The organism is Sphingobium sp. IP1 (genome assembly GCF_002708645.1).
Taxonomy (GTDB): Bacteria; Pseudomonadota; Alphaproteobacteria; order Sphingomonadales; family Sphingomonadaceae; genus Sphingobium; species Sphingobium yanoikuyae.
This window is the reverse complement of the sequence record NZ_NOIW01000089.1, coordinates 1-21,954: the sequence shown is the minus strand read 5'-3', so window position 1 is coordinate 21,954 and position 21,954 is coordinate 1. Positions and strand designations below refer to the sequence as shown.

General features: G+C 63.9%; 27 protein-coding genes. 8 read left to right on the top strand and 19 right to left on the bottom strand.

All coding sequences use genetic code 11. The features are described 5' to 3' along the window. Nucleotides 1-462 precede the first annotated feature (462 nt). The 9 genes from CG471_RS22805 to CG471_RS22765 form a co-directional block, all read right to left on the bottom strand. A complete protein-coding gene (locus tag CG471_RS22805) occupies nucleotides 463-2,067 on the bottom strand; it encodes a family 43 glycosylhydrolase (protein WP_099233859.1) in 1,605 nt (534 codons plus the stop codon). A gap of 53 nt (nucleotides 2,068-2,120) precedes the next feature. After that, the gene (locus CG471_RS22800; protein ID WP_099233858.1) at nucleotides 2,121-2,513 is read right to left on the bottom strand and encodes a VOC family protein; all 393 of its coding nucleotides are present in this window, start codon (nucleotides 2,511-2,513) and stop codon (nucleotides 2,121-2,123) included. A gap of 39 nt (nucleotides 2,514-2,552) precedes the next feature. Beyond that, nucleotides 2,553-5,096, bottom strand: coding sequence for a bifunctional lysylphosphatidylglycerol flippase/synthetase MprF (mprF, locus tag CG471_RS22795; RefSeq protein ID WP_099233857.1), 2,544 nt, complete (start codon nucleotides 5,094-5,096; stop codon nucleotides 2,553-2,555). A gap of 6 nt (nucleotides 5,097-5,102) precedes the next feature. Continuing rightward, the gene (locus CG471_RS22790; protein ID WP_099233856.1) at nucleotides 5,103-5,513 is read right to left on the bottom strand and encodes a DUF2147 domain-containing protein; all 411 of its coding nucleotides are present in this window, start codon (nucleotides 5,511-5,513) and stop codon (nucleotides 5,103-5,105) included. Nucleotides 5,514-5,516: 3 nt separating this feature from the next. Next, entirely contained in the window at nucleotides 5,517-6,254 is a 738-nt protein-coding gene (locus CG471_RS22785; RefSeq protein ID WP_099233855.1) for an AcvB/VirJ family lysyl-phosphatidylglycerol hydrolase, read from the bottom strand. Between the two features lie 224 nt (nucleotides 6,255-6,478). Beyond that, nucleotides 6,479-7,237, bottom strand: coding sequence for a TIGR02186 family protein (locus CG471_RS22780; RefSeq protein WP_099233854.1), 759 nt, complete (start codon nucleotides 7,235-7,237; stop codon nucleotides 6,479-6,481). Then, a complete protein-coding gene (locus CG471_RS22775; RefSeq protein WP_004207740.1) occupies nucleotides 7,234-8,148 on the bottom strand; it encodes a sulfite exporter TauE/SafE family protein in 915 nt (304 codons plus the stop codon). The genes CG471_RS22780 and CG471_RS22775 overlap by 4 nt, the downstream gene beginning before the upstream one ends. A 57-nt stretch (nucleotides 8,149-8,205) precedes the next feature. Further along, nucleotides 8,206-9,246 (bottom strand): hypothetical protein, encoded by a 1,041-nt coding sequence (locus tag CG471_RS22770; protein WP_257211659.1) that lies wholly within the window; start codon nucleotides 9,244-9,246, stop codon nucleotides 8,206-8,208. Further along, nucleotides 9,243-10,628 carry a glycosyl transferase family protein gene (locus CG471_RS22765; RefSeq protein ID WP_099233852.1) on the bottom strand — a complete coding sequence of 462 codons (1,386 nt, stop codon included), beginning with the start codon at nucleotides 10,626-10,628 and terminating at the stop codon, nucleotides 9,243-9,245. Before CG471_RS22765 ends, CG471_RS22770 begins: the two co-directional genes overlap by 4 nt. A 195-nt stretch (nucleotides 10,629-10,823) precedes the next feature. Here CG471_RS22765 and nhaA point away from each other — a divergent pair, with 195 nt between their 5' ends. Beyond that, the gene (gene nhaA, locus CG471_RS22760; protein WP_099233851.1) at nucleotides 10,824-12,038 is read left to right on the top strand and encodes a Na+/H+ antiporter NhaA; all 1,215 of its coding nucleotides are present in this window, start codon (nucleotides 10,824-10,826) and stop codon (nucleotides 12,036-12,038) included. A gap of 113 nt (nucleotides 12,039-12,151) precedes the next feature. Beyond that, a complete protein-coding gene (locus tag CG471_RS22755) occupies nucleotides 12,152-12,334 on the top strand; it encodes a hypothetical protein (protein WP_099233850.1) in 183 nt (60 codons plus the stop codon). 24 nt (nucleotides 12,335-12,358) lie between these two features. Here the strand turns inward: CG471_RS22755 and CG471_RS22750 are convergent, their stop codons facing one another. Further along, the gene (locus CG471_RS22750) at nucleotides 12,359-12,757 is read right to left on the bottom strand and encodes a low affinity iron permease family protein (RefSeq protein ID WP_099233849.1); all 399 of its coding nucleotides are present in this window, start codon (nucleotides 12,755-12,757) and stop codon (nucleotides 12,359-12,361) included. 66 nt (nucleotides 12,758-12,823) lie between these two features. Here CG471_RS22750 and CG471_RS22745 point away from each other — a divergent pair, with 66 nt between their 5' ends. The 4 genes from CG471_RS22745 (at nucleotide 12,824) to CG471_RS22730 (ending at nucleotide 16,288) form a co-directional block, all read left to right on the top strand. Next, a complete protein-coding gene (locus CG471_RS22745) occupies nucleotides 12,824-13,150 on the top strand; it encodes a hypothetical protein (RefSeq protein ID WP_026109351.1) in 327 nt (108 codons plus the stop codon). A 147-nt stretch (nucleotides 13,151-13,297) separates the two neighbouring features. Continuing rightward, nucleotides 13,298-14,497 carry an ADP-forming succinate--CoA ligase subunit beta gene (sucC, locus tag CG471_RS22740; RefSeq protein WP_099233848.1) on the top strand — a complete coding sequence of 400 codons (1,200 nt, stop codon included), beginning with the start codon at nucleotides 13,298-13,300 and terminating at the stop codon, nucleotides 14,495-14,497. Between the two features lie 112 nt (nucleotides 14,498-14,609). Then, nucleotides 14,610-15,359 carry an electron transfer flavoprotein subunit beta/FixA family protein gene (locus CG471_RS22735; protein WP_099233861.1) on the top strand — a complete coding sequence of 250 codons (750 nt, stop codon included), beginning with the start codon at nucleotides 14,610-14,612 and terminating at the stop codon, nucleotides 15,357-15,359. Beyond that, nucleotides 15,356-16,288, top strand: coding sequence for an electron transfer flavoprotein subunit alpha/FixB family protein (locus CG471_RS22730; RefSeq protein WP_099233847.1), 933 nt, complete (start codon nucleotides 15,356-15,358; stop codon nucleotides 16,286-16,288). Before CG471_RS22735 ends, CG471_RS22730 begins: the two co-directional genes overlap by 4 nt. 55 nt (nucleotides 16,289-16,343) lie before the next feature. Here CG471_RS22730 and CG471_RS22725 read toward each other — a convergent pair whose 3' ends face one another. Both CG471_RS22725 and CG471_RS22720 read right to left on the bottom strand, forming a co-directional pair. Continuing rightward, entirely contained in the window at nucleotides 16,344-16,727 is a 384-nt protein-coding gene (locus CG471_RS22725) for a glycine zipper 2TM domain-containing protein (RefSeq protein ID WP_004207729.1), read from the bottom strand. A 179-nt stretch (nucleotides 16,728-16,906) separates the two neighbouring features. Continuing rightward, nucleotides 16,907-17,113 (bottom strand): hypothetical protein, encoded by a 207-nt coding sequence (locus tag CG471_RS22720; RefSeq protein ID WP_004207728.1) that lies wholly within the window; start codon nucleotides 17,111-17,113, stop codon nucleotides 16,907-16,909. Between the two features lie 136 nt (nucleotides 17,114-17,249). Here CG471_RS22720 and CG471_RS22715 point away from each other — a divergent pair, with 136 nt between their 5' ends. Further along, nucleotides 17,250-17,852, top strand: a complete 603-nt coding sequence (locus CG471_RS22715; RefSeq protein WP_099233846.1) for a hypothetical protein — start codon at nucleotides 17,250-17,252, stop codon at nucleotides 17,850-17,852. Nucleotides 17,853-17,899: 47 nt separating this feature from the next. Here CG471_RS22715 and CG471_RS22710 read toward each other — a convergent pair whose 3' ends face one another. The 3 genes from CG471_RS22710 to CG471_RS22700 all read right to left on the bottom strand — a co-directional run bounded on the left by CG471_RS22710 (nucleotide 17,900) and on the right by CG471_RS22700 (nucleotide 19,753). Further along, nucleotides 17,900-18,115: a cold-shock protein gene (locus CG471_RS22710; RefSeq protein WP_004207726.1), complete on the bottom strand. Its 216-nt coding sequence runs from the start codon at nucleotides 18,113-18,115 to the stop codon at nucleotides 17,900-17,902. A 111-nt stretch (nucleotides 18,116-18,226) separates the two neighbouring features. Next, nucleotides 18,227-19,423: a hypothetical protein gene (locus CG471_RS22705; RefSeq protein WP_099233845.1), complete on the bottom strand. Its 1,197-nt coding sequence runs from the start codon at nucleotides 19,421-19,423 to the stop codon at nucleotides 18,227-18,229. 81 nt (nucleotides 19,424-19,504) lie between these two features. Continuing rightward, nucleotides 19,505-19,753, bottom strand: a complete 249-nt coding sequence (locus CG471_RS22700; protein WP_257211658.1) for an addiction module antitoxin — start codon at nucleotides 19,751-19,753, stop codon at nucleotides 19,505-19,507. Here CG471_RS22700 and CG471_RS22695 point away from each other — a divergent pair. Then, the gene (locus CG471_RS22695; RefSeq protein WP_099233844.1) at nucleotides 19,752-19,985 is read left to right on the top strand and encodes a DUF433 domain-containing protein; all 234 of its coding nucleotides are present in this window, start codon (nucleotides 19,752-19,754) and stop codon (nucleotides 19,983-19,985) included. The two genes, CG471_RS22700 and CG471_RS22695, sit on opposite strands and share 2 nt — an antisense overlap. Nucleotides 19,986-20,126: 141 nt before the next feature. Here CG471_RS22695 and CG471_RS22690 read toward each other — a convergent pair whose 3' ends face one another. From CG471_RS22690 to CG471_RS30770, 4 genes are all read right to left on the bottom strand, one after another. Beyond that, a complete protein-coding gene (locus CG471_RS22690) occupies nucleotides 20,127-20,306 on the bottom strand; it encodes a hypothetical protein (RefSeq protein ID WP_099233843.1) in 180 nt (59 codons plus the stop codon). A 3-nt stretch (nucleotides 20,307-20,309) separates the two neighbouring features. Beyond that, nucleotides 20,310-20,672, bottom strand: a complete 363-nt coding sequence (locus CG471_RS22685) for a hypothetical protein (protein ID WP_218964277.1) — start codon at nucleotides 20,670-20,672, stop codon at nucleotides 20,310-20,312. A 50-nt stretch (nucleotides 20,673-20,722) separates the two neighbouring features. Beyond that, nucleotides 20,723-21,547, bottom strand: a complete 825-nt coding sequence (locus CG471_RS22680) for an IS5 family transposase (protein WP_099233842.1) — start codon at nucleotides 21,545-21,547, stop codon at nucleotides 20,723-20,725. 12 nt (nucleotides 21,548-21,559) lie between these two features. Then, on the bottom strand, nucleotides 21,560-21,954 hold a 395-nt coding region (locus tag CG471_RS30770; RefSeq protein ID WP_218964276.1), incomplete at its 5' end, for a hypothetical protein.

Here is a 21,954-nt window from a genome sequence, read left to right as displayed (position 1 = left end):
AAACTCCCGACGGTCGAACGGACCTGAGGGGCAACGGGCGTCGACACTGCGGCCATGAGATCGGGTGGCCACCCGATCTCATGGTGCCAGGTCATCCTCATGACCTCAGGCACAGATACAAGGGGCAGCGAGACTCGCGCGCGCAGCGCGCTAGTCGCAGCGGGGTGGGCTTTCGCGACGCTCCCCCGGCTTTCCTACTCGGCCCTTCTCTGATCTACCCTTGGGCATGCAAGCGCCGCCCCCTCTCTTTTCCAGGCCGTCCGCCTGTCGCGCAGCTGTCGCTTCACTGTCGCCTCGCCGTCGCGTCGAAGGCGCGCGGGCGTGACCCGTTTTCCCCGCCACTGTCGCGTCACAGGCGCGTGGCCGGCGCGTCGCGGGCGCATGACAGGCGCATTGGCCCGAAATAGCCCGCACGACACTGTGAACTTCGACTGTCGCGTCGCGTGTCGGCTGCAATCGGCCTTAGAGTGCGCGAAAACGGAAGTCGGTGAAGCGCGCTTCACCCGCGCCGGCAGAATAGAGGCCGGGGCGCAGCATCAGGAAGCCGCCACGCACATTATGGTGATAGCCCGACACTTCCATCCCCCGGTCGAACCGTTTCCAGCTCTTGCCGTCATCGCCGCTGATGTGAAAGCGGATGATATGCCGGTCGTTGGTGACGCGCATCCGCATCCGGCGGCCATGGGGATTGGCGGGGCGGCCGCGCTCTATGCCATATTGATGGGTGACGAACCGCTCCTGGTCGAAGCCCAGCCCGCAATAAAGCTGCTCGTCATAGAAGAGCAGCAGCCCGGCGACGCCACCCGGCGCAATCTCGATCGTGCATTCGAACTGATAGGCCTGGTCGCCCGCGACCAGCAGCAGTGGCGACGAACTGGAGGGGGCGGTGCCGCTGGCCTTCAGGATCAGCGATCCGTTCTCGACCCGCGCGCGCTGGGCCTCCTGCGGCGCCGGTTTGAAGAAATTCCAGCGCGATCCCAGGTGCAGCGAACTGAAATCATCCGACAGCGCCTGGCCATGCGGCTCGGCCTGCCCGCCCCTGGGCTTGGCGATCGGTTGCGACAGGTCGCCGCCGGTCATGCGGAACCAGCCGTCCGCCGTCCATTCGACCGGGTCGAGCAAGGTCTGCCGCCCCAGCGTCCAATAGCCATTTTCATAGCCATGATAGACCGACCACCAACTGCCGTCCGGTCCCTCGACCAGGGTGGCATGGCCGCGCGACCACCATTTTTCGGCGCGATCGATGGTGCGCACGATCGGATTGGCCGGGCAATTTTCCCACGGTCCATGGATCGACCGCGACCGGGCGGCGATCACCATATGGCCGGTCGGCGGCCCGGCCGTGCCGCCCACGGCGGTCACCAGATAGAAATAGCCCTTATGGCGCAAAATCTTGGGGCCTTCGGGCGAGAAACCCTCGACATCCCAGTCGTCGGGATAGTGCCAGGGGTCATAGACATGTTCGGGCTGACCGACGGTCGCCAGGCCATCGTCGGTCAGGCGCACCCGGTCGCCGCCCGACAGGAACAGCCAGCGCGATCCATCTTCGCCCACCGCATGGCCGGGATCGATATGGTTGGGCAGGTTGAGGTCGATCGGATCGCTCCACGGTCCCTCGATCCGGTCGGCCCAGATCACATAGCTGGTGTTGGGAGACGCCTTGACCGGGATGTATAGATAATAGCGGCCCTTGTGCTTGCACAGTTCGGGCGCCCAGACCGATCCGATATTCTTGTGCAGCGCCGGGCCGATCGGCCGCCAGTTCACCAGATCGCGCGAATGCCAGATGATGAGGCCGGGATAGGAATCGAAGGTCGAGAAGGTCATGTAATAATCCGCACCATCCTTCAGAATGGTGGGATCGGGATGGTCGCCGGCGATCAGCGGATTGAGGAAGCGGCCATCGCCCAGATCGGCGACGCGCTGATTGTCGAAGCCGCGCCGCCAGTCGGGCGCGGGGGCAGGCGTGGCCGGTGGGGCAGGGGGCGCCGCCCGCGCCTCGCTCAAACCACCCGCCAGCGCGGCCGAAGCCGTCGCCAGCAATGCGTCCCGTCGGCTGACTGACATGACCCTCTCCCGTTTATTGATACCGGTTACCTAAGGGCCATGACCTGATGCTGTCAAATGGCGCGGACCTGATCCTCGTAAAGCTCCAGCGGCAGTCCGTCTGGGTCAGCGAAGAAGGTGAAGCGCCGGTCGGTATATTCGTCCACCCGCACCGGCTCGCACGCCACGCCATGGCTTTCGAGCCGGGCGACCTCCGCATCCAGGTCGCTGACGGCAAAGGCAAGGTGGCGCAGGCCACAGGCTTCGGGGCGGGAAGGGCGCGACGGGGGATTGGGAAAGGAGAAGAGCTCGATCTGCGCATCGCCGACCGCCAGATCGCATTTCCAGCTGTCGCGTTCGGCGCGATAGACCTCGTTCAGCACGGGAAAGCCGAGAATGTCGACATAGAAATGGCGGGACCGGGCATAGTCGGACCCGATGATGGCGATATGATGGATGGCGTGCATCGCCCAGCGCTATCGCGGGATGCGCCTGCCACGCAATGGCTATCCGGCGATCAGTGCCTGAAGGTCGAGCAGCGCCCGACCAAAGGACAGGCCCTGCGGCCCGGCGACGAAGCGCGGCTCCCATTCCGGCCCGAACTTGTCCTTGTAGGCGCGCAGCCCCTCAAAGCCATAGAGCGCATTGCCATGCTGATAGAGCAGCGCGCCCAGCTTAGACCAGAGCGGGGCGAGGCGGCGGGCTTCAAGGCCGGACAAGGGCGCAAGCCCCAGATTGAACCAGCGATAGCCCTGCTCACGCCCCCACAGCATCAGGTGAATGAAGAGGAAATCCATCGTGCCATAAGGGGCGTCCTCGTCATGGCGCATCAGGTCGACCGACAGTTCGGACCGGTCGGGTGCCGCCCAGATATTGGCGAAGGCGACGATCCGCCCCTCGCGCCGGACCACGGCACAGTCGAACCGCGCCATATAGGCGCGATCGAACCGGCCGACGCTGAAGCTTTTTTCCTTATGCCCCTTGGCCCGCAACCAATGAGCGGAAATCTCCGCCAGCCGGTCCATCTCGGCGTCCAGCATGGCGGCAGGGATGAGCTCGAAACTGGCGCCCTCACGCACGGCGCGCCGCTCCGCATAGCGCAGCGGCTTGGCATCCGGGCCGTCCAGCGTGAAACCGGCCAGGTCGACATGCGCTTCCTCGCCATATTTGACGATCTGCAGCCCCAGTTCGATCGCCAGCGGCAGCATGTCCTGGCTGATCTGGTAGAGCAGCAGGCGGCCCTGCGCCGCATCGGCCTGTTCACGCAGGCGCCAGAGCAGGTCCGCCCACTCGCTTCGGGCGCCGATCGGATCGCCCATGACGATCCAGCTATGCCCTTTGATCTGGTACATCAGGCAACAGGTGCCGCCATCCGACACCAGGAAGCGCTTGTCGCCGATATAGGCGAGATTGGCGTCGGTGCGCTCGGCCAACGCCAGCGCAGCCTCCGGCGGGACGGTGGCATTGCTGGCCAAGGCGGGAATGGTCGCGGCCGGGCGCAGCAGGCGCCAGAGCGCCACGCCAATCAGCAGGACGGCCACGGCGAGGCTGGCGCGCAGGAAGCGCGAGGCATCGGCGCGGGCGGCAAAATGCCACCAGAGGTCGTTCTGATATTCGACATGCTTGTAGGCGAAGAAGCCGATCCAGACGCAGAGGCCCAGAACCACTGCGACCGTCGCCAGCCAACCGGGGGTGAAGGCGTCGGCGATGAGCTGGGTCCGACGATAGAAGGCCGGGCGCGCCCATTGCAGCAGCGCGGCGATCAGCAGCATCGCCGCCGCCTCCTCATAATCCAGCCCCTTGAGCAGCGAGAAGATCGCGCCGGCCAGCAGCAGGATGCGGGTCAGCCAGAAGGCCCCGTCCAGCCGCCGATAGAGACCGGCCGACAGGATCAGCAGCGCCGCGCCGACCAGGCTGCCGGCCATGTGGGAGGCTTCGAGGAAGGGCAAGGGCACGACGCTGTTGAGGGTCGCGACCCGGTGCGGGATGGCCGGGAGCGAACCCGATACCAGCAGGATGGCGCCGCCCAGGAAGACGAGCGCCGCCGTCATGATCGGTGCGAGGCCAGTGGTGACGGCCTGCAGGCCGCGCAGGGTGCGGCGCAGCGGCTGCCGCCAGCGCCAGCCCTCCTGCGCAACGATGATGCCGACAGCGATCAGCAGCGGCAGGATATAATAGACCAGCCGATAGGCGAGCAGCGCGGCGACCAGTTGCGGCCGGTCCACGCCGGGCAGGGCGGCGAGCATCACCAGTTCGAACACGCCGACGCCGCCGGGCACATGGGTCAGCAGCACGGCGACGATGGCGAGCGCATAGCCCAAGAAGAAGGCAGGCCAAGCGTGCAGGCCGATACCGGGCACCAGGACGAACAACGCCGCGCTGGCGGCAGCGAGATCAATGGCGCCGATGCCGATCTGGCAGAATATTCGCGAGGCGGGCGGCAGCGGCAGGGACATGCGGCCAAAATGCAGCATCCGTCCCTGCCGGCCGGCATAGAGGATCAGGCCGATGATGGCCGTGAGGGTCAGGCTTCCGGCTACACGCAATGCCGGCGCGGACAGGCGGACATCGCCCATCGACAGCGTCTCCGGCCGCCAGACCAGCATGATCGCCGCCAGCGTCAGAACCCCGCCCCAGAAGGTGGCGCCGGCGATCGCGACCACGCGCGCTACGTCCGCAACGCCCAGCCCCGCCGCGCTGTAGATGCGGTAGCGTGCCGATCCGCCGGTCAGCAGCGACAGGCCCAGATTATGGCTGAGCGTATAGCTGGTGAAGGAAGCGAGCGCCGCCGTGCCATAGGGCAAGGGGCGGCCGATCGAGCGCAGCGCCAGCACGTCGTAGAAGGTGAGCGTGACATAGCTGATCGCGGTCAGCAGCAGGGCGGGGATCAGGGCTGCCGGGCCAAGTGCATGAAAGGCCGCGCGGATGTCGCGCACATGCACATCATGCAAAAGATGGTAGAGTGCGACGAAGCCGAGCGCGGCAAGCAGCACGACCAGCCCAACCGACAAGGGCGTCTGGTAACGGCGCAAATATGTCATGGCCCCCATCCGCCGCTATCCCGTCTTGACCCGGTGCCAGAGCTGGCTGCGGCAGAACAGCCCGCCCAGGATGCAGCCGGAAATCTTCAGCTGGTCGGGGCCCTGCTGATCGATGGTGGAATAGAAGGTGCGGCCCATGTCGGGCACATAGACCCGCCCGGCCCAATGGCCCGGTCCCTTGGGGCGGTAATCCTGCAACAGGGTGGTGCCGACCAGATGCGGGATGCCGGCATCGCTGGCATCGGCCAGCGCTTCTGCATTGGCGTGGCTGACCCAGCCGCACAATCTGTCCTGACAGGCGCCGGTCGTGACCGTGACGCTGCCGCGCGGATTGATCCAGGAACCCAGCACCGGATCGGCCGCCATCGCCGGAACGGCGATGATCAGGCTGATGCCGGCAAGGAACGGGCGCAGGGCGTGATGCATGGGTCAGGTCTTCCGGATCAATCCCTGCCGGGCGAAGACCGCGTGCAGGACATGGTAGAGCGCATCGACATCATGGTCCAATGGATGTCCGCCCGGCAGCGCGACGGTCTGCACATTGGGCTGGTGCAGCAATGGGCACAGGCTGGCCGCTTCCTCCTGCCCATGAACGCAGAGCAAAGGCGCCCAGTCGAGCTGGCGTGCTGTCGGCAGGGCATCCGCCTCCGCCATGGCAAAGGTGAATATCTCGCCGGGCGAAGCGCGATATTCGACCGTGGCGCCTGGCACGACCAGCGCCACCATGGCGATGGCACGGCGTTGCGCGGGGGGCAGCGTGGCAAGGCCGACATGCGCCATGTCGGCGCCGAAGGACTGGCCGATCAGGATGACCGGCGCAGCGGGATCGATGCTGTGGGCCTGGGCCAGGGCTTCGCCGATCAGTGCAGTGACCTCTGCCGGGCTGCGAGTCTTGCGAAAATAGGTCAGCGAATTGACGCCGACGGTCGGCAGGCCGCCTTGCGTCAGGCGGGCCATGATGCCCGGCCCCATGCCGACCTTCATGCCCATGTCGCCCGACAGGATGATGGCGATCGGCGTGCCATGGCCCGGCCGATAGCCCCGGGGGCGGGAGAGAGAAAAGGGATCGCCGCCCAGATAGCCGAGCCATTGGAAGGCCGCCGCCAGCAGGGCGAGGATCAGGATGGGCAGGATATACCGGATGCTCTTGCCACCGCGCGCCATCATGCCGTCTCCTCGATCGACCTGAGCGCCCGGCACGTCGGGAGGAGACCGACGTGCCGGGCTGTGAGCGGTCGGAACAAGACCCACGCGTTCCGACCGTTCGGCCAGCTGGTCCAAGCTGGCCTGTTTCGTGCCACCCAAGGGGGAGGGGAGGTGGCACGACCGATATGGCCCATGACGGCCTGCGATAGCGTGGCTGGAAGATGAACTTTTGGAGAGGCGGTCGATCAGATGCGGCGGGCGACTGCGCCGGCGGCCCAGCCCATGCCAACGGCGAGGGCGATGGCGGTCAGGCCATAGAGGAAAGACCAGCGTTCGGCCGCGACGGCCATGAACTGTTCGAAGCCCGATTTGCGGACATGGATGTCGCGCACCGCCGCTGCCACGACGCGGCCGTCCTGCACCAGGAAGGTTTCGGCGGTATAGTCGCCCACGATCACACGGGCCGAAAGCGGCAGGCGGGCGCGATAGAGCACGCCGTCGCTGATCTCCACTGTGCCGGGGCGTTCAACGAACAGGCCGTTGCGCTGACGCAGATCGACCAGGCCAGCCTGGAACCGGTCCAGTTCCGCGCTGTCGTTGAGCGAGGAGGGGGAGAGTTGCAGCTTGTCGACGCCAAGTTCGTAGATCGCCGCCGTGCGCTCATCGACGATCCGGTCGATCGGCCGGGAGGAGGCCATGGCATAGAAGCTGGGCGCTGAGCGAAATCGGGCGCGGTCGGCATTGACCCAGATGCCGGCCACCTTCTGCTTTTCGCGCATGGTGATCGACTGTTCGGGGCCCTTCAGCACGACGACGATGTCCGCCGGCTTGTCCGGCCGTCGCCCGTCCGGATAGACGATCGCACCGAACAGCAGCAGGTCCGCGCCGGTGAAGCTGTACTGGATCTCGACCTCGCGCTGGGACACATCGGGCACCAGCTGCGGTTCGTCCGCGGCACTCAGCAGCAGGGCCAGGGCCGGCAGGATGAGGCGGGATATCCTCATTTCACGTCGATCGTGAAGATTTCGTCGGGCCGCCAGCCCAGCCCCAGCGCCATACGCGCGGCGACCAGCAGCACGATCGCGGCGAGCAGGATACGCAGATATTCAGGCCGTATCGTCATCGACAGCCGGGTGCCGACCTGCGCGCCTGTGACGCTGCCGATCAGCAGCAGCATGGCCAGCACCAGATCGACCGCCTTGGTCGTCATCGCATGCATCATGGTCGTGGCCATGGTGACGAACAATATCTGGAACAGCGATGTGCCGACCACCGACTGGGTGTTCATGCCGAGCAGATAGAGCATCGCCGGCACCAGGATGAAGCCGCCACCCACGCCCAGCAACATGGTCAGGATGCCGGTTGCCATGCCCAGCAGCAGCGGAGCCAGCGGCGAGATATAGAGGCCCGAGCGATAGAAGCGCCAGCGCATCGGCAGTGCGGCGACCAGCGGATGGTGGCGGCGCTTGCGCGCCTGCATGCGCTTGCCGGTCTTGAGCGCGATCAGTGCCTGGATCGACTCCTTCGCCATCAGCGATCCGATGCCGCCCAGCATCAGCACATAGAGAATGCCGATCACCGTATCGATCTGCCCCAGCGACTGGAGCAGGCGGAAGATGAGGACGCCAAGGCCCGCGCCGACCACGCCGCCGGCGATCAGTACGCCGCCCATGCGGAAATCGACGGTGCCGCGCGACATATGAGTAACGACGCCTGATACGCTGGCGCCGGTTACCTGGCTGGCGGCAGAGGCCGCTGCGACGGTGGGCGGGATGCCATAGAAGATCAGCAGCGGCGTGGTGAGGAAGCCGCCACCCACGCCGAACATGCCCGACAACAGGCCGACGACGCCACCCAGTCCGATGATGACCAGGGCGTTCACCGACAGATTGGCGATGGGCAGGTATAGATCCATGCCCCATCGGGTTAGAGACAAAAGACTCCGAGCGAAAGCCGGGAGATGGCCGGCAGGCTAAAAATCGGCGGCGAGTGTGACCGCCAGGCCGGAAGCCGGTTTGGCTTGGCCGGCGACGCGTTCACGCCATTCGATCCCGATGCGTGCGGCGATCGCTTGAAGGGGCAGACGAAACTGGATTTCGGGGCCGATATCCAGTCGTTCGACATCGGGTTGCGCACCACCAGACAGGCTGAGACCAACGCGTAGAGGGCTGTCCTTGATCGGCGCGAGCAGCGAGAATTTTCCGTCGATGAAAAGATCGCGCTTGTGCAGCCCTACCATGCCGGTCTGCGCGTACAGGCTGGCCTCGATCGGCCCGGCAACGGGTTTGGGGCCAAAACCGCCGACGAGCAACAGAGCGAAAGCGTCGCGCGCCTGGGTATCGAGCGCGATCCGTCGCTCGGCGGCAAGGCTGACGGCAATATGGCGTATTGGCTGATAGGACAGGCCGACCGCGGTTTCGGGCGCTTCTGGCGACTGGAGGGCCGTCGTGGCCCGACCATAAGCTGCAAGGCGCCCCGAGGATCGGGGCATCAGGTCGAAGTCGATCCGCGCGCCGGCCTGCGACCCGCCAAGGCGCCCCACGGTGGCGAGGTCTGCCGATGAACCACCGCCGGAGCGCCAGAGCAGCCAAGCGCTGCCTTGCCAGCGATCATGGCCGACGGGCGATATGGTTGATACCGAAATGGCGAGGGGATCCATGGCTTTGGGTCGGGCTAGGGGAGGTCTTTGTCTGGAGGCGCCAGAGTTCAACGACCATGCGGTCGATAGTGGCGCGATGGCATAAGAGGTCCGGACTGGCTTGACGGGCGAACTCGCACGGATGGGTTGCCACTTATTGCCAGAATATATTGCTGTCTCTGCTCTGTGGATGATCGGGATCATGCGCTCCTGACGAGTGGGGGAGTCGATCCGACTGCCTTTGGCCGGGGCTGGCACTGTCGCTGGTAGCGGCGCTGTCGAAGCGATCGTGCCGAACAGGCGCATGCCGGTCCAGCCGATGCACAGCATGAAAAAGAAGCGCACCGGCCGTCCATCGGCCGATGATCCGATCATGCCTGCTCCTCCATGTCGGGGAAACGATGTTGCGTCTTGTCCCACACCAGCGGCTTGCCAAGCAGCGACTGGACATAGAGGATCACGGCGCGCCGGGCGGCCAGGATAGCGATCGCGTTGCCGACGAACATGCGCGGCACGGCCGCCAGTCCATGCCGCCAGCCATAGGCATGGCCGGCAAAGATCGCGCGCATCGTGATGCGCCATGCCATGAGCCAGAGATTGAGCGTCAGCAAGGTGTCGATCAGCGGTGTCGATGGGCGCATTTGCGGCGCCAGGAACGGGCGCGCCAGTTCCAATATGCTCCAGAGCAGCAGCGTGGCGTAGGCGGCGACGATGATCAGGGCCGCAAGGGTGGCGCGCCGGTCCCTGATCCGCATCCACCATTCGGCCGGGCCACCCTGCCAGCCCATCCGGTCCCAGCCGGCAAGCGAAATGCCGATGATCCAGCGTGCCTTCTGGCGGATGGCGGCCGGGGCGCTGTCGGGAAAATATTCGCGGGTCGCGACCAGTCGGCCTTGAGCATCACGGATGCGCAGGAAGATGCCCCGGCCGCCCATGTCGGCGATCCGCAACCCTGCCTCATAGTCTTCGGTTAATGATCCCGGATCGAATGGCCCAGCGCCGGTATGCGGGGCGAGAGCGGCCAATATATTTCTTTCAAAGGCGCAGGCGACGCCAGCAGAGGGAATGGATGCACCAAGAAATTCCCTCACTGTCAGGGACTTGCCATGGGCTTCCGCAAACTCATCGCAATAATGATTGGCGATCGCACGGGAAAACCAGGTGCCGCGACCCGGTAGTGGCAGTACCGGCAATTGCACCAGCGCGAACCGGTCGATCATGTGGTCAAACAGCCGGATTTCATCGGGATGCACGACGTCTTCTGCATCGTGCATGACGATGGCCTTGAACCGGATGCCGCTTCGACCTTCCTCCGCCAGCATGCTGCGCCAGTTGATGTTCAGGCAATCGGCCTTGGTGGTCGGGCCGGGGCGGTCATTCAGGCACAATATGATATGCGGTTGATCGATGGCGGCCGATGCGATCGCGTCGATCGTCGCCGGATCATTGGGATAGGCGCCGACGAATATGCGATAATCGGCATCGCCCCAGCAATGTACGGCATGGCGCAGCATCGCGCCGATGACCTCCGCTTCCTGCCAGGCGGGAATGAAGATGGCGATACGGCCGGGCGTCGATGAAGGTGGCAATGTCGCCATCGTCATGCGGAGGCGGCGAGGATGCCGGACCGCCCGCCACGCTCGGCGGATCAGGAACAGAAGGTCGATCGCCAGATCATCCAGCCCGCCCAATGCAAAGCCGATGACCGCGAACAACAATATCTCATAATGCAGCGCCTGCAGCGCGCCAAAGAGCATGTCCCCCACGATCCCGGATTTCCCCTGTCCCGATCGCCATGCGGCTGGGCGAATTTATGCCATGAGAACAGCGGTCTTCCAAGTATTTTGGAGAAAATCTGTCAACAATGGCCGGCGGATCTGGGTTGGACCTGAGCGGAAATTTCCCTAAGGGGGAAGAATGGCAGCACCGGCAAGCACTTATGGAGAAGAGACGTGACCGAACGGCCCGTGTCCGCCCTCAGGAATTTCCTGAAGGGAGAAGCAGGCAGTGGCGTCTTGCTGATGATTTCGGCCGCGATCGCAATGATCATGGCGAATCTTCCTGGTGCTGCCGGCCATGTCTATCATGACATCTTCCATATGGTGACGGGGCCGGTGCTTGCTCCTGCGCTCGGTCCCATGACGATCCATTTGTGGGTCAATGACGGACTGATGGCGATCTTCTTCCTGCTGGTCGGGCTGGAGATCAAACGTGAGTTCGTCGATGGCGGCCTGTCCACCTGGGAGAGGCGGCGCCTGCCTTTCATTGCGGCGGGGGCGGGCATGATCGCGCCGGCGCTGGTCTATCTGGCCGTTACGGCTGGGGAACCGGCCCTGGCGCGCGGCTGGGCGATTCCGGCGGCCACCGATATTGCCTTTGCGATCGGGGTTCTGGCGCTGCTGGGATCGCGGGCGCCCGCATCGATCAAGCTGTTCCTGACGGCTGTCGCGATCGTCGACGACATGGGCGCGGTCGCGATCATTGCGCTGGCCTATAGCCAGGGGCTGGATATCATGGCTTTGGCCGGCGCCTTTGTCGTCCTGCTGGTCATGTTCGGCATGAACCGTGTCGGCGTGCGGGCCTTGGCACCTTATCTCATCGGCTTCCTGCTGCTCTGGTATCTGATGCTGCTGTCGGGCGTGCATGCGACGATCGCGGGCGTGCTTGCCGCCATCACCATCCCGGTCAATCGCACGCCGGGTGCGCCGGATGCGGTGGACAGTCCGCTCCATCGCCTGGAACATCTGATCCATCCCTGGAGCGCCTATCTGATCGTGCCGCTCTTCGGCTTTGCCAATGCCGGCATCACGCTCAATGGCGAAGCGATCGGCGCTCTGCTCAGTCCCTTGCCGATCGGCGTGGCGCTGGGGCTGCTGCTTGGCAAGCAACTGGGCGTGTTCGGTAGCATCTGGCTGGCGCAGAAACTGGGCATCGCGGCGCGGCCTTCGGGGGCGACCTGGGTGCAGATTTACGGCATGGCGCTGTTGTGCGGCATTGGCTTCACCATGAGCCTGTTTATTGGCGCGCTCGCCTTTCCGGGGCAGCCATTGCTGGTCGAGGAGGCCAAGATCGGCATCCTTGGCGGATCCTTGCTGTCCGCGCTGTGCGGTTATGCGGTCCTCCGTTTCGCGCCAATGCCGCGATCGGTCGAGCGGGGCGCAGGGTGAGGGGAATCGCGTAGCATTAACCTTCATGCTACTATCGCCCTGCCGTTGCCGCGACTCGCTTCGCGTCAGCGCGCCGACCGCACTTTCGAAAAATACGGGAGGAGGGCGAACCGATGGAGACGGACGTCAACTATCTGCTGCATCGCCAGCAGATGTCGCTGATAAACGCGCAGGCAACAACATCGCCCGAGGGGCGCGCTGCCTATGAAGGGCTGGCACGCGGTTACATCGATCAGGTCGAAGCCTATCGCAGGCGCAATGAGCAGCGGGAGAGGCTGATCATTCCGGCACATTGATCCTCCGACCGTCGCGCCATCGCGCTATCGACGGGAAATCAGGCGATCGATCACGTCCTGATGCGGGCCATCGGCACCGCATTCCCGTTCCAATATCGTCTTGATCTTTTCCAGTTCGGCTTCGGTCAGATGTTCGATGCCGATGAAATCGTTGCGCGCGGTCTCGATCGAACGGATCAGTTCGTCGAGCTTGGCCTGGATCGCGGCGCCGTCGCGGTTCTGGGCATTCTGGATCAGGAAGACCATCAGGAAGGTGACGATGGTCGTGCCGGTGTTTATCACCAGTTGCCAAGTGTCGGAATAATGAAAGAGCGGGCCGGTCACGCCCCAGATCAATACCACGCCGACCGCCAGGATGAAGGCGAGCGGCTGGCCGGTCCAACTGGCGATCCGTGCCGACAGGGCGGAAAATATCCGATCCATGCAAACTCCTTTGGCTGTCCTGCGCATTTAGGCTCTGTTCAGCCATCTGCTGTCATGGCCATGCCCATGGCAACCATATCTTTTCGTGCAACGATCGGCGCGCTCGCCGGCTCCCTTCTGCTGGCCTCCTGCGCCAGCGTTTCCCCCGAATCACGCGTGCGCGCCGGGCTGATCGATGCTGGTCTTTCGCCGCGAATGGCGGGCTGTATGGCCGAACGCATGGTCGATCGGCTCAGCCTGGTGCAGTTGAGGCGGCTCCAGTCGATCGCCTCGCTCCACAAGTCGCACATGGGCAAGATGAGCATGGACGAACTGCTCTATAAGGTCCGTGCGCTGGAGGATCCGGAGATTTTCCTGGTGACCAGCAAGGCCGCCATTCACTGCTCTTTCTGACGCCGATTTCACAATAAAGCAGGGGCGGGCTTCGCAAGGGTTTTGCAATTTTGCAAAGTCGTTTTGCGAAATCGCTCTGGCCCTGCTTCTTCGCCTGTGCTTAACCCGCCCCAACAGTTTTCCTGTGAACAAAGGACGGGCTAGCCCATGAACATTCACGAATATCAGGCGAAGGAACTGCTCGCCAAGTATGGCGCGCCGATCGCCGCCGGTCACGCTGCATTCACCGTCGAGGAAGCCGTCGAGGCTGCCAAGAAGCTGCCCGGGCCGCTCTATGTCGTGAAGTCGCAGATTCACGCTGGTGGCCGCGGCAAGGGCAAGTTCAAGGAGCTGGCCCCCGAAGCCAAGGGCGGCGTCCGCCTGGCCTTCAACCTGGACGAGGTGAAGGCCCACGCCACCGACATGCTCGGCAACACGCTGGTCACCATCCAGACCGGCGAAGCGGGCAAGCAGGTCAACCGTCTGTACATCACCGACGGCGCCGACATCGCCAAGGAATTCTACCTGGCGCTGCTGGTCGATCGCGCCACCAGCCGCATCGCCTTCGTCGTGTCGACCGAAGGCGGCATGGACATTGAAGAGGTCGCCCACTCGACCCCCGAAAAGATCCACAGCTTCTCGGTCGATCCGGCCACCGGCTTCCAGCCGCACCACGGCCGCGCCGTTGCCGCTGCGCTGGGCCTGACCGGCGACCTCGCCAAGCAGGCTTCGAAGGTCGCATCGTCGCTCTACGCCGCGTTCCTCGACACCGATGCCGAGCAGATCGAAGTCAACCCGCTGGCGCTGACCGAGCAGGGCAACCTCCTCGTCCTCGACGCCAAGGTCGGTTTCGACGGCAACGCCATGTTCCGTCACAAGGACATCGCCGAACTGCGCGACCTGACCGAGGAAGATGCGGCCGAAGTCGAAGCGTCGAAGTACGACCTTGCCTACATCAAGCTGGACGGCAACATCGGCTGCATGGTGAACGGCGCTGGCCTGGCCATGGCGACCATGGACATCATTAAGCTGAATGGCGAATTCCCCGCCAACTTCCTGGACGTAGGTGGCGGCGCCACCACCGAAAAGGTGACCGCGGCGTTCAAGATCATCCTGAAGGACCCGGCCGTTAAGGGCATTCTGGTCAATATCTTCGGCGGCATCATGAAGTGCGACATCATTGCCAATGGCATCGTCGAAGCTGCCAAGGAAGTGAACCTGTCGGTTCCGCTGGTTGTCCGCCTGGAAGGCACCAACGTCCAGCAGGGTAAGGACATTCTGGCCAATTCGGGTCTGCCGATCGTCCCCGCCGACGATCTGGGCGATGCGGCCAAGAAGATCGTGGCAGAAGTGAGGAAGGCGGCCTGAGCCCCCTAATCACCTGAGAAGATACGCCATAGGGCGTGGGTGACCCGGAAACGGGTCGCCCACGTCCGTGTTCGCGTTGGCGGGCGATGGCGTGAAAATGGAGGATGTTGAAATGAAGATCCTTGTGCCCGTGAAGCGGGTTATTGATTACAACGTAAAGCCGCGCGTGAAGGCGGATGGCACGGGCGTGGACCTGGCCAACGTCAAGATGAGCATGAACCCGTTCGACGAAATCGCCGTCGAGGAAGCCATTCGTCTGAAGGAAAAGGGCGCGGCGACCGAGGTCGTGGCGGTATCGATCGGCGTCGCCAAGGCGCAGGAAACGCTGCGCACCGCGCTGGCGATGGGCGCGGACCGCGCCATCCTGATCCAGACCGATGACGAAGTCGAACCGCTGGGCGTCGCCAAGCTGCTCGCCAAGGTGCAGGAAGAGGAAGGCGCTGGCCTGATCATCCTGGGCAAGCAGGCGATCGACGATGACAGCAACCAGACCGGCCAGATGCTCGCCGCGCTGCTGAACCTGCCGCAGGGCACGTTCGCCAGCAAGGTCGAGGTCGAGGGCGACAAGGTCAATGTCACCCGCGAAGTCGATGGCGGCCTGGAGACGGTGAAGCTCAACACCCCGGCGATCATCACCACCGACCTGCGTCTCAACGAGCCGCGCTATGCGTCGCTGCCGAACATCATGAAGGCCAAGTCCAAGCCGCTCGCGACCAAGACCCCGGCCGACTACGGCGTCGACATCGCCGCCCGTCTGGAGACGCTCAAGGTCTCCGAACCGCCCAAGCGTTCGGCCGGCATCAAGGTTGCCGATGTCGATGAACTGGTGGCCAAGCTCAAGGCTCTGGGAGTTGCAGCATGACGAAGACGCTCGTTTGGGTTGAACATGAGGGCGGCGCCGTCAAGGACGCGACCCTTTCCGCCGTGACCGCCGCCGCCAAGCTGGGCGAAGTCCATCTGCTGGTCGCCGGCCAGGGCGTCGACGGCGTGGCCGCCGAAGCCGCCAAGATCGCCGGCGTGGGCAAGGTCCATGTCGCCGACGACGCGGCCTTTGGCCATGCGCTGCCGGAGAATGTCGCGCCGCTGATCGTCGAGCTGATGGGCCATCATGATGCGTTCGTCGCGCCGGCCACCAGCAACGGCAAGAATATCGCGCCGCGCGTCGCCGCGCTGCTGGACGTCATGCAGATCAGCGACATCCTGTCGGTCGAGAGCGAAGATACCTTCACTCGCCCGATCTATGCCGGCAACGCGATCGCGACCGTCAAGTCGAAGGACGCCAAGAAGGTCATTACCGTTCGCGGCACCGCCTTTGAAAAGGCGGCCAAGGACGGCGGCAGCGGCGCGGTGGAAGCCGTGGCCTCGACCGGCGACAAGGGCATTTCCGCCTTCGTCGGCGCCGAGATCGCCAAGCTGGAACGGCCCGAGCTGACCAGCGCCAAGGTGATCGTGTCGGGTGGCCGCGCGCTGAAGGACGGTCCGACCTTCGAGGAATATATCATGCCGCTGGCCGACAAGCTGGGCGCGGCCGTGGGTGCCTCGCGCGCTGCGGTCGACGCGGGCTATGTCCCCAACGACTATCAGGTCGGCCAGACCGGCAAGATCGTCGCGCCGGAAGTCTATATCGCCATCGGCATTTCCGGTGCGATCCAGCATCTCGCCGGCATGAAGGACAGCAAGACCATCGTCGCCATCAACAAGGACGAGGATGCGCCGATCTTCCAGGTGGCCGACATCGGCCTGGTCGGTGATCTGTTCAAGGTGGTGCCGGAACTGACCGGCAAGCTGTAAGCCGGATTGGCTTGAGTAGGAAAGGGCGTGGGGAGCGATCCCCACGCCTTTTTTGTCATTCGCAGTTGATGTCGTTCTTGTCGATGGCCCGGCCGGCAAGGGCGCCGCCGGCGCCGCCCAGGATGGTGCCGAGCGTCTTGGAGCCGCCGGGAGCGATGACATTGCCGAGCACGCCGCCGGCGATGGCGCCGACGATGGTGCCGGTGGTGCCGTCATCCCGCTTGCAATAATAGCGGCCGTCGCGGTCGCGGTAGATCTGGTCATTGTCGCCGAGATGGCGGCGCGGCGGGCGGCGATCCCGGTCGCGGTCACGGCCGCCGGGCGGGCGGTTGTAGCCGCCGGGGCGGTCATAGCCATAGCCGCCGCCATAATTGTCCGAGGCGCAGGCGCCGAGCGGGAGCATGGCAAGGGCGGCAAGCGCCATTATGGGGGTACGCACGGGATAGTCTCCTCTTCTTTTCCCTGTCGGGAGGAGAACCCGCAAGCGGCGCGAAGGTTGCGCCAAGATACTGATCAGAAACGCGAAACCGCCCGCCGCTGCCATCGAGAGGGGAGTGCGGCAGCGAGCGGACGGCATCAACGGCGCGTCGAGATGGCGCGCCGCCGAGAGGATGGGGCTTAATGGGCCAGGGGCGAGGCGCCGCTGGCCGTGGCCGGGGTGACGACCGGAGCCGGGCTGTCCTGGATGCGCTGGTCCTCCAGCTTGGCACGGGCTTCGTTATAGCGGGCGACGAGGTCGTCCTTGAACTCGGTCAGCTTGCCATCGTCATAGAGCTTCTTGCCGACATAGCCGGCGATGGCGCCGAAAATCAGGGTGCGGATCATGGGGAACTCCTTGGTTGCCAGTCGGGGAAAAGAACCGGCGTCGGCGACAAGGGTTCCGAGCATGATTGCGTCCGCGACGGGCCTTGCTAGTCTTGCGACGGACGGTGGCGGGGGCCGCCGTGACAAGGGGGTGGCAATGTCGGCATTCGATCTGGTGTTCGCGGTGTTCGGGCTGTTGCTGGGGCTGGCGATCGCCGAGGTGCTGGGCGGCTTTGCCCGCGCGCTCAAGCTCAAGCGGACCGCCAAGCCGGTGCGGATCGGCTGGCTGACGCCGCTGCTGGGGCTGTTCGTGCTGCTGGACCTCACCAGCTTCTGGGGCAGCGCCTATATCATGCGGGAGCAGATGGATGCGAGCTATCTGACGCTGGTCGTAGTGCTGGCGATCGTGGGCGTCTATCATCTTGCCGCGTCGCTGATCTTTCCCGACGAGCCGGAACAATGGCCCGATTTCGACGACTGGTATGACCGGCAGAAGCGGATGGTGATCGGCGGGCTGCTGCTGGCCAATGTCGCGGTCACGATCGGCCAGGGCGTGCTGGAGGAGGTAAGGCCGGTGGCCGATGCCCCCGCCGGACCGCTTGCCCCCTATGCCGCGCCGATCCTGCTGGGCGGGCTGGTGGGGCTGCTGACCCTGCTGGTCGCGCTGCTGCGGGTGCGGAGCCGGCGCGCGAACATGGCGATGCTGATCGCGGCGAACCTGATCCTGCTCGGCGCCAGCATTGCCGAGGATTATATCTGATCGGGATCGGGCGCCACGGTGAGGCGGCGCCCGGCCCGATTGGCCGATTATTCGGCGTGGGCGATGTTCACCGCGGCCATCTTGCCGCGCTTGTCCTGCTCCAGATCATAGGTGACGCGGTCCTTCTCGCGCAGGGTGGCGAGGCCGGCGCGCTCGACCGCGCTGATGTGGACGAACGCGTCCTGGCCGCCGGTGTCGGGCTCGATGAAGCCATAGCCCTTGTCGGCGTTGAAGAACTTCACGGTTCCGGTGATGCTGCTCATGATATTTCCTTCTTTCATGCGGCGGACCCATGGCGGGCACGCCGGGTCGCTAGAGGGGCAGGGAAAGAGGGAGATAGGTGCCGCAAAGCGCCGAAGACCGTCGATTTGCGACTATAGCAGCGCCCTTGTACGGCATTGCGGGCGTCCTGGCAAATCACTGGCCGATTCGGCGGGGTCTGCGGCCGCGTCCTCGTCTTCCTTCTCGTCTTCCTCCTCCTCGCTCAGAAGCTCGTAGCCGGCCGCTTCCAGCACGGCGATTTCCTCGTCACTGCCCGGCGCGAAGCCGAAACGGGCGTCGCGGGCGCGGGTGGCGGCCTCCTCATAGGGGCGGGCCTGCGCCTCCAGCTCCGCGGCATAGGCTGCCTCCTCGGCTTGTGTCAGGGCGCGGTCATACTCGTCGATATCGTAATAATCCTCGCTCTGGTCGCCGGTGAAGCCGGGCGGGGCGGGGTAATCGGTGCGCAGTTCCTGGCGATCCTCATCCCACCAGACGCCGCGCAAACGGGTCGCGGCCTCCTCCGGCGGCAGGTCGGCGCGGTGGATATGGGGCGGAAGTTCACACCGTTCATTGCGGTCGGAAAAGGGCGAGATTCCGGGCTGGATGGGCGGGCGTTTCGCACCGGGCTGGAGCGCCAGCCGGGCGGCGATGAAGAGCGCGACCGAGGCGGCGGGGGCGAGGGCGGTTGCCGCCTCCGGCGCGACGGGTTCGGGCGTCTCGGGCTGGTCGCCGTTGAGCAGGCGGGCGTCCGCCATGTCGCGGGCCATGCGCTCCATGCCGGTGCGCGGCAGGCCGATCAGTTCGGACTCCCTGTCGGCCTCTTCGGCCGGGCAGATCAGGTCGAGATAGGCGGTGAAATCCTGCGCCACGACGCGGGCGAGCGCGGCGTCCGACCCTTCGGGCGGGCTGTCGGCCATGCGATCGAGCCGCGCGAGCATCGACATGGCGAGGCGATTGTCGTGGCGGTGGCGGCGGACCTCATAATTGTCGGGATCCTTGCGGATGGTCTCCTCGCTGCCCATGATCGCGCGCGACAGGAGATCGTCGGCAAGGCGGGCGCGGGCGATCAGGATCGCGGCGTCCCAGCCCAGGCGAAAGGCGGCGCCGTCATGGCGGATGCGCAAGCTATAGGCCGAGCGCGCGGTGATGCGCACCCCTTCGCAGGCGAGCATGATGACGCCGGTGGCGGCAAGTATCTCCAGGAAGCGCCGCTGGCGCGCCGGGCTCCAGCCATCGACCCGCCGCTGCGGATCGGGCGTGGGGATAGTGTCCGGCAGGGGCGGCGTGATCGGCGGAAATGCGCAGGACATGGCAAGGCCCTTTCAGGGAAAGAGGACGCGTTGCCGGAAGGGTAGGCAGAAAGGCGGGGTGTAGGACAGCGGAATAGGATTTCAGGTTTTGTTCTGCTTGCGATCGATGATGGCCCGCATCATCCGCACGACCTCTTCATGCGGGATGCGGGGCTTGTCGCTGGCGAGGACAGCTTCGACTTGCGCCCGAAACCATTGGTCATAGGCGACCGGGTCTTCCGGTCCGCGCAGATGCGGTGGCGGATCGAAGTCGGCTTCGGTGAAGGCGTCATCCTCGGGCATCGCGGCACTATAGCAGGGCGGCGGCTTGTCTGATAGTTTGCCGGTCATGACGCTGGCATGCTTTCCCCGTATCGCTGTCGATCCCGCCATTTGCGGCGGACGGCCGATCGTGGCCGGAACACGGGTGCGGGTGAGCGACATATTGGAGATGCTGGCTGGTGGGGCGAGCGTGGACGAGATCGTCGCCGATTTTCCCTATCTCAGCGAGGATGATGTGCGCGCGGCGCTGGCCTATGCCGCCGCCATGGCCGGTCATCCCGTGGTGCTTGCCGCCGAATGAAATTCCTGATCGACGCGCAACTGCCACCGGCCCTGTGTCGGTGGTTCCGCGATCATTGGTCCGCCTGCATGCTTATCTAAGCATTGAGTGGTTCCCCACTTAAAGGCGTATTCCGGTCTGAAACCATGCCAGTCAAACGCGCTAAGCGCGTAGGCGCGCTCGAACTTTGCTCTGTTGGGCAAAGGCAGCTTCAATCTTGGAGCAGGTATCGTCGATAGCTTCCTGAAGGGCTTCGTTAACTTCGGGGTGCTTGCGAGCGGTGCGATCACGCAAATCTTTCAGGCCTGCGAGCATGTCCATCGTGCAGCTAAGATCGTTCATCGCTCATCCCTCCATGATTCGCTCTGCGCGCTTACGTTCGAAGAACCGAGAGTTCAACTCAGCTGGGAAATAATGTTTCCGTTTTACCCATACAAAGCCCTCGGAACGGGATATCACCGCGACGTCAATCGGCCCTCCGACCGTTTCCATACCCCGGGATACACGCCGTTTAATTGACGTTAAATTTACGAGCGCTTCGGCCATGCGCGCCATCTCTGGTTTCGGCATGAACTCAACCATGTCTTCAATCTCCTCCTGAGATTGTTGACGAATGGCTTCAAAGCTATCGTTCGTTAGTCCGTCGAAAAATGCCTTCTCCGCTTCTTCTGCATCTCGAGTCAGGCTCGCTTCATCCTCCTCGCTCATTTCCAACTTTTCAAGGATTTTCTTCCTGATATTAGAGTCCGTTTGGAAAATCAGGGATGAGCATTTCGGCGTAGGAGATTACCGCCCATGGCGACGAGGATCATGGCCTGCGAGACGTCGATGCGCTTCTCGTAATCGCGGACCAATCGGCGCCATCGGATCATCCAGCCAAAGGTCCGCTCGACGACCCATCGTCGGGGCAGAACCTTGAAGCCCTGCTGCTGATCGCTGCGTCGAATGACCTCGATGACGAATTCCAGATAGCTTGCCTTGTCCATGAGCTTGAGGCGGTCATAGGCGCCATCGGCGAAGAGATGTTTGATCCAGGGCCAGCGTTTGCGGATGCCATCAAGGATGGTCTGGGCACCTGCGCTGTCCGAAATGTCCGCAGTGGTCAGGTTGACCATCAGTAGCCGTCCATCGGTATCGACGGCGATATGCCGCTTGCGCCCGACAACCTTCTTGCCTGCGTCGAACCCACGCTTTTCTGCGGATGGTGCCTTAACCGACTGGCTATCGATCACTGCTGCGCTCGGACTGGCCTCCCGCCCTTGGCGCTCGCGATCGAGCATCAGTTCGATGTCGTGGATTGTCTGGAACAGGAACCTGCGAGCCAGTTCCCGGAACCAGCCATAAACCGTCTGCCATGCACCGAAATGGATCGGCAGCATCCGCCAGCCACAGCCCGACCGAACAAGGTAGCGCACGGCGTTGATTACCTCGCGAAAATCCACCTCGCGTGGACGGCCACGGCGCCCAGGCTTGGGCATCAGGGGCGCCAGGCGATCCCATTCCTCATCGGTCAGATCACTGGGATAGCGCTTCGTCTTCTTGGCAATCTGGGCCATTCGCCCTCGGCTCTGATGGGTCCACATCCAGAGCCTGAATCAGACGCAGAGCCTCGCGACAACCCCCGCTAACGATTTTCCAAACGGCCTCTTAGGCACCGCAGTTCGGCAGAAACTTGCGACATTCCGTCGGATGCCCTCATCTAGGCCATACAGGAAACGTTCCACCATTTCTTTCTGTGCAAATGGTATCACCTTAGCTTTATCACCGGAGCGATCTATGTCGACTTCATCGCTCTTCCAGTATTTTAGACGGTCTCCCACAACTCCGTAAACTTCATACGGCACAAGAGTCGGAAATAAATCATCTTTGCCAAAACCAGCGACGATGACGCCCGTATGAGTAGGCCCAGTACCTTTTTTTACTAAAATTAGTTGGCAAACATCAAAAATTGCAGTTTTTATATCGTCATTCGTATCGTCAAAAACGTCGG

What these genes read in the sequence shown, in the direction of transcription:
- CG471_RS22805 (WP_099233859.1), bottom strand. Translation starts at nt 2,067, where the DNA reads ATGTCAGTCAGCCGACGGGACGCATTGCTGGCGACGGCTTCGGCCGCG.
- CG471_RS22800 (WP_099233858.1), bottom strand. Translation starts at nt 2,513, where the DNA reads ATGCACGCCATCCATCATATCGCCATCATCGGGTCCGACTATGCCCGG.
- mprF (WP_099233857.1), bottom strand. Translation starts at nt 5,096, where the DNA reads ATGGGGGCCATGACATATTTGCGCCGTTACCAGACGCCCTTGTCGGTT.
- CG471_RS22790 (WP_099233856.1), bottom strand. Translation starts at nt 5,513, where the DNA reads ATGCATCACGCCCTGCGCCCGTTCCTTGCCGGCATCAGCCTGATCATC.
- CG471_RS22785 (WP_099233855.1), bottom strand. Translation starts at nt 6,254, where the DNA reads ATGATGGCGCGCGGTGGCAAGAGCATCCGGTATATCCTGCCCATCCTG.
- CG471_RS22780 (WP_099233854.1), bottom strand. Translation starts at nt 7,237, where the DNA reads ATGAGGATATCCCGCCTCATCCTGCCGGCCCTGGCCCTGCTGCTGAGT.
- CG471_RS22775 (WP_004207740.1), bottom strand. Translation starts at nt 8,148, where the DNA reads ATGGATCTATACCTGCCCATCGCCAATCTGTCGGTGAACGCCCTGGTC.
- CG471_RS22770 (WP_257211659.1), bottom strand. Translation starts at nt 9,246, where the DNA reads ATGATCGGATCATCGGCCGATGGACGGCCGGTGCGCTTCTTTTTCATG.
- CG471_RS22765 (WP_099233852.1), bottom strand. Translation starts at nt 10,628, where the DNA reads ATGCTCTTTGGCGCGCTGCAGGCGCTGCATTATGAGATATTGTTGTTC.
- CG471_RS22755 (WP_099233850.1), top strand. Translation starts at nt 12,152, where the DNA reads ATGGAGACGGACGTCAACTATCTGCTGCATCGCCAGCAGATGTCGCTG.
- CG471_RS22750 (WP_099233849.1), bottom strand. Translation starts at nt 12,757, where the DNA reads ATGGATCGGATATTTTCCGCCCTGTCGGCACGGATCGCCAGTTGGACC.
- CG471_RS22745 (WP_026109351.1), top strand. Translation starts at nt 12,824, where the DNA reads ATGGCAACCATATCTTTTCGTGCAACGATCGGCGCGCTCGCCGGCTCC.
- sucC (WP_099233848.1), top strand. Translation starts at nt 13,298, where the DNA reads ATGAACATTCACGAATATCAGGCGAAGGAACTGCTCGCCAAGTATGGC.
- CG471_RS22735 (WP_099233861.1), top strand. Translation starts at nt 14,610, where the DNA reads ATGAAGATCCTTGTGCCCGTGAAGCGGGTTATTGATTACAACGTAAAG.
- CG471_RS22730 (WP_099233847.1), top strand. Translation starts at nt 15,356, where the DNA reads ATGACGAAGACGCTCGTTTGGGTTGAACATGAGGGCGGCGCCGTCAAG.
- CG471_RS22720 (WP_004207728.1), bottom strand. Translation starts at nt 17,113, where the DNA reads ATGATCCGCACCCTGATTTTCGGCGCCATCGCCGGCTATGTCGGCAAG.
- CG471_RS22715 (WP_099233846.1), top strand. Translation starts at nt 17,250, where the DNA reads ATGTCGGCATTCGATCTGGTGTTCGCGGTGTTCGGGCTGTTGCTGGGG.
- CG471_RS22710 (WP_004207726.1), bottom strand. Translation starts at nt 18,115, where the DNA reads ATGAGCAGCATCACCGGAACCGTGAAGTTCTTCAACGCCGACAAGGGC.
- CG471_RS22705 (WP_099233845.1), bottom strand. Translation starts at nt 19,423, where the DNA reads ATGTCCTGCGCATTTCCGCCGATCACGCCGCCCCTGCCGGACACTATC.
- CG471_RS22695 (WP_099233844.1), top strand. Translation starts at nt 19,752, where the DNA reads ATGACGCTGGCATGCTTTCCCCGTATCGCTGTCGATCCCGCCATTTGC.
- CG471_RS22700 (WP_257211658.1), bottom strand. Translation starts at nt 19,753, where the DNA reads ATGACCGGCAAACTATCAGACAAGCCGCCGCCCTGCTATAGTGCCGCG.
- CG471_RS22690 (WP_099233843.1), bottom strand. Translation starts at nt 20,306, where the DNA reads ATGAACGATCTTAGCTGCACGATGGACATGCTCGCAGGCCTGAAAGAT.
- CG471_RS22685 (WP_218964277.1), bottom strand. Translation starts at nt 20,672, where the DNA reads ATGAGCGAGGAGGATGAAGCGAGCCTGACTCGAGATGCAGAAGAAGCG.
- CG471_RS22680 (WP_099233842.1), bottom strand. Translation starts at nt 21,547, where the DNA reads ATGTGGACCCATCAGAGCCGAGGGCGAATGGCCCAGATTGCCAAGAAG.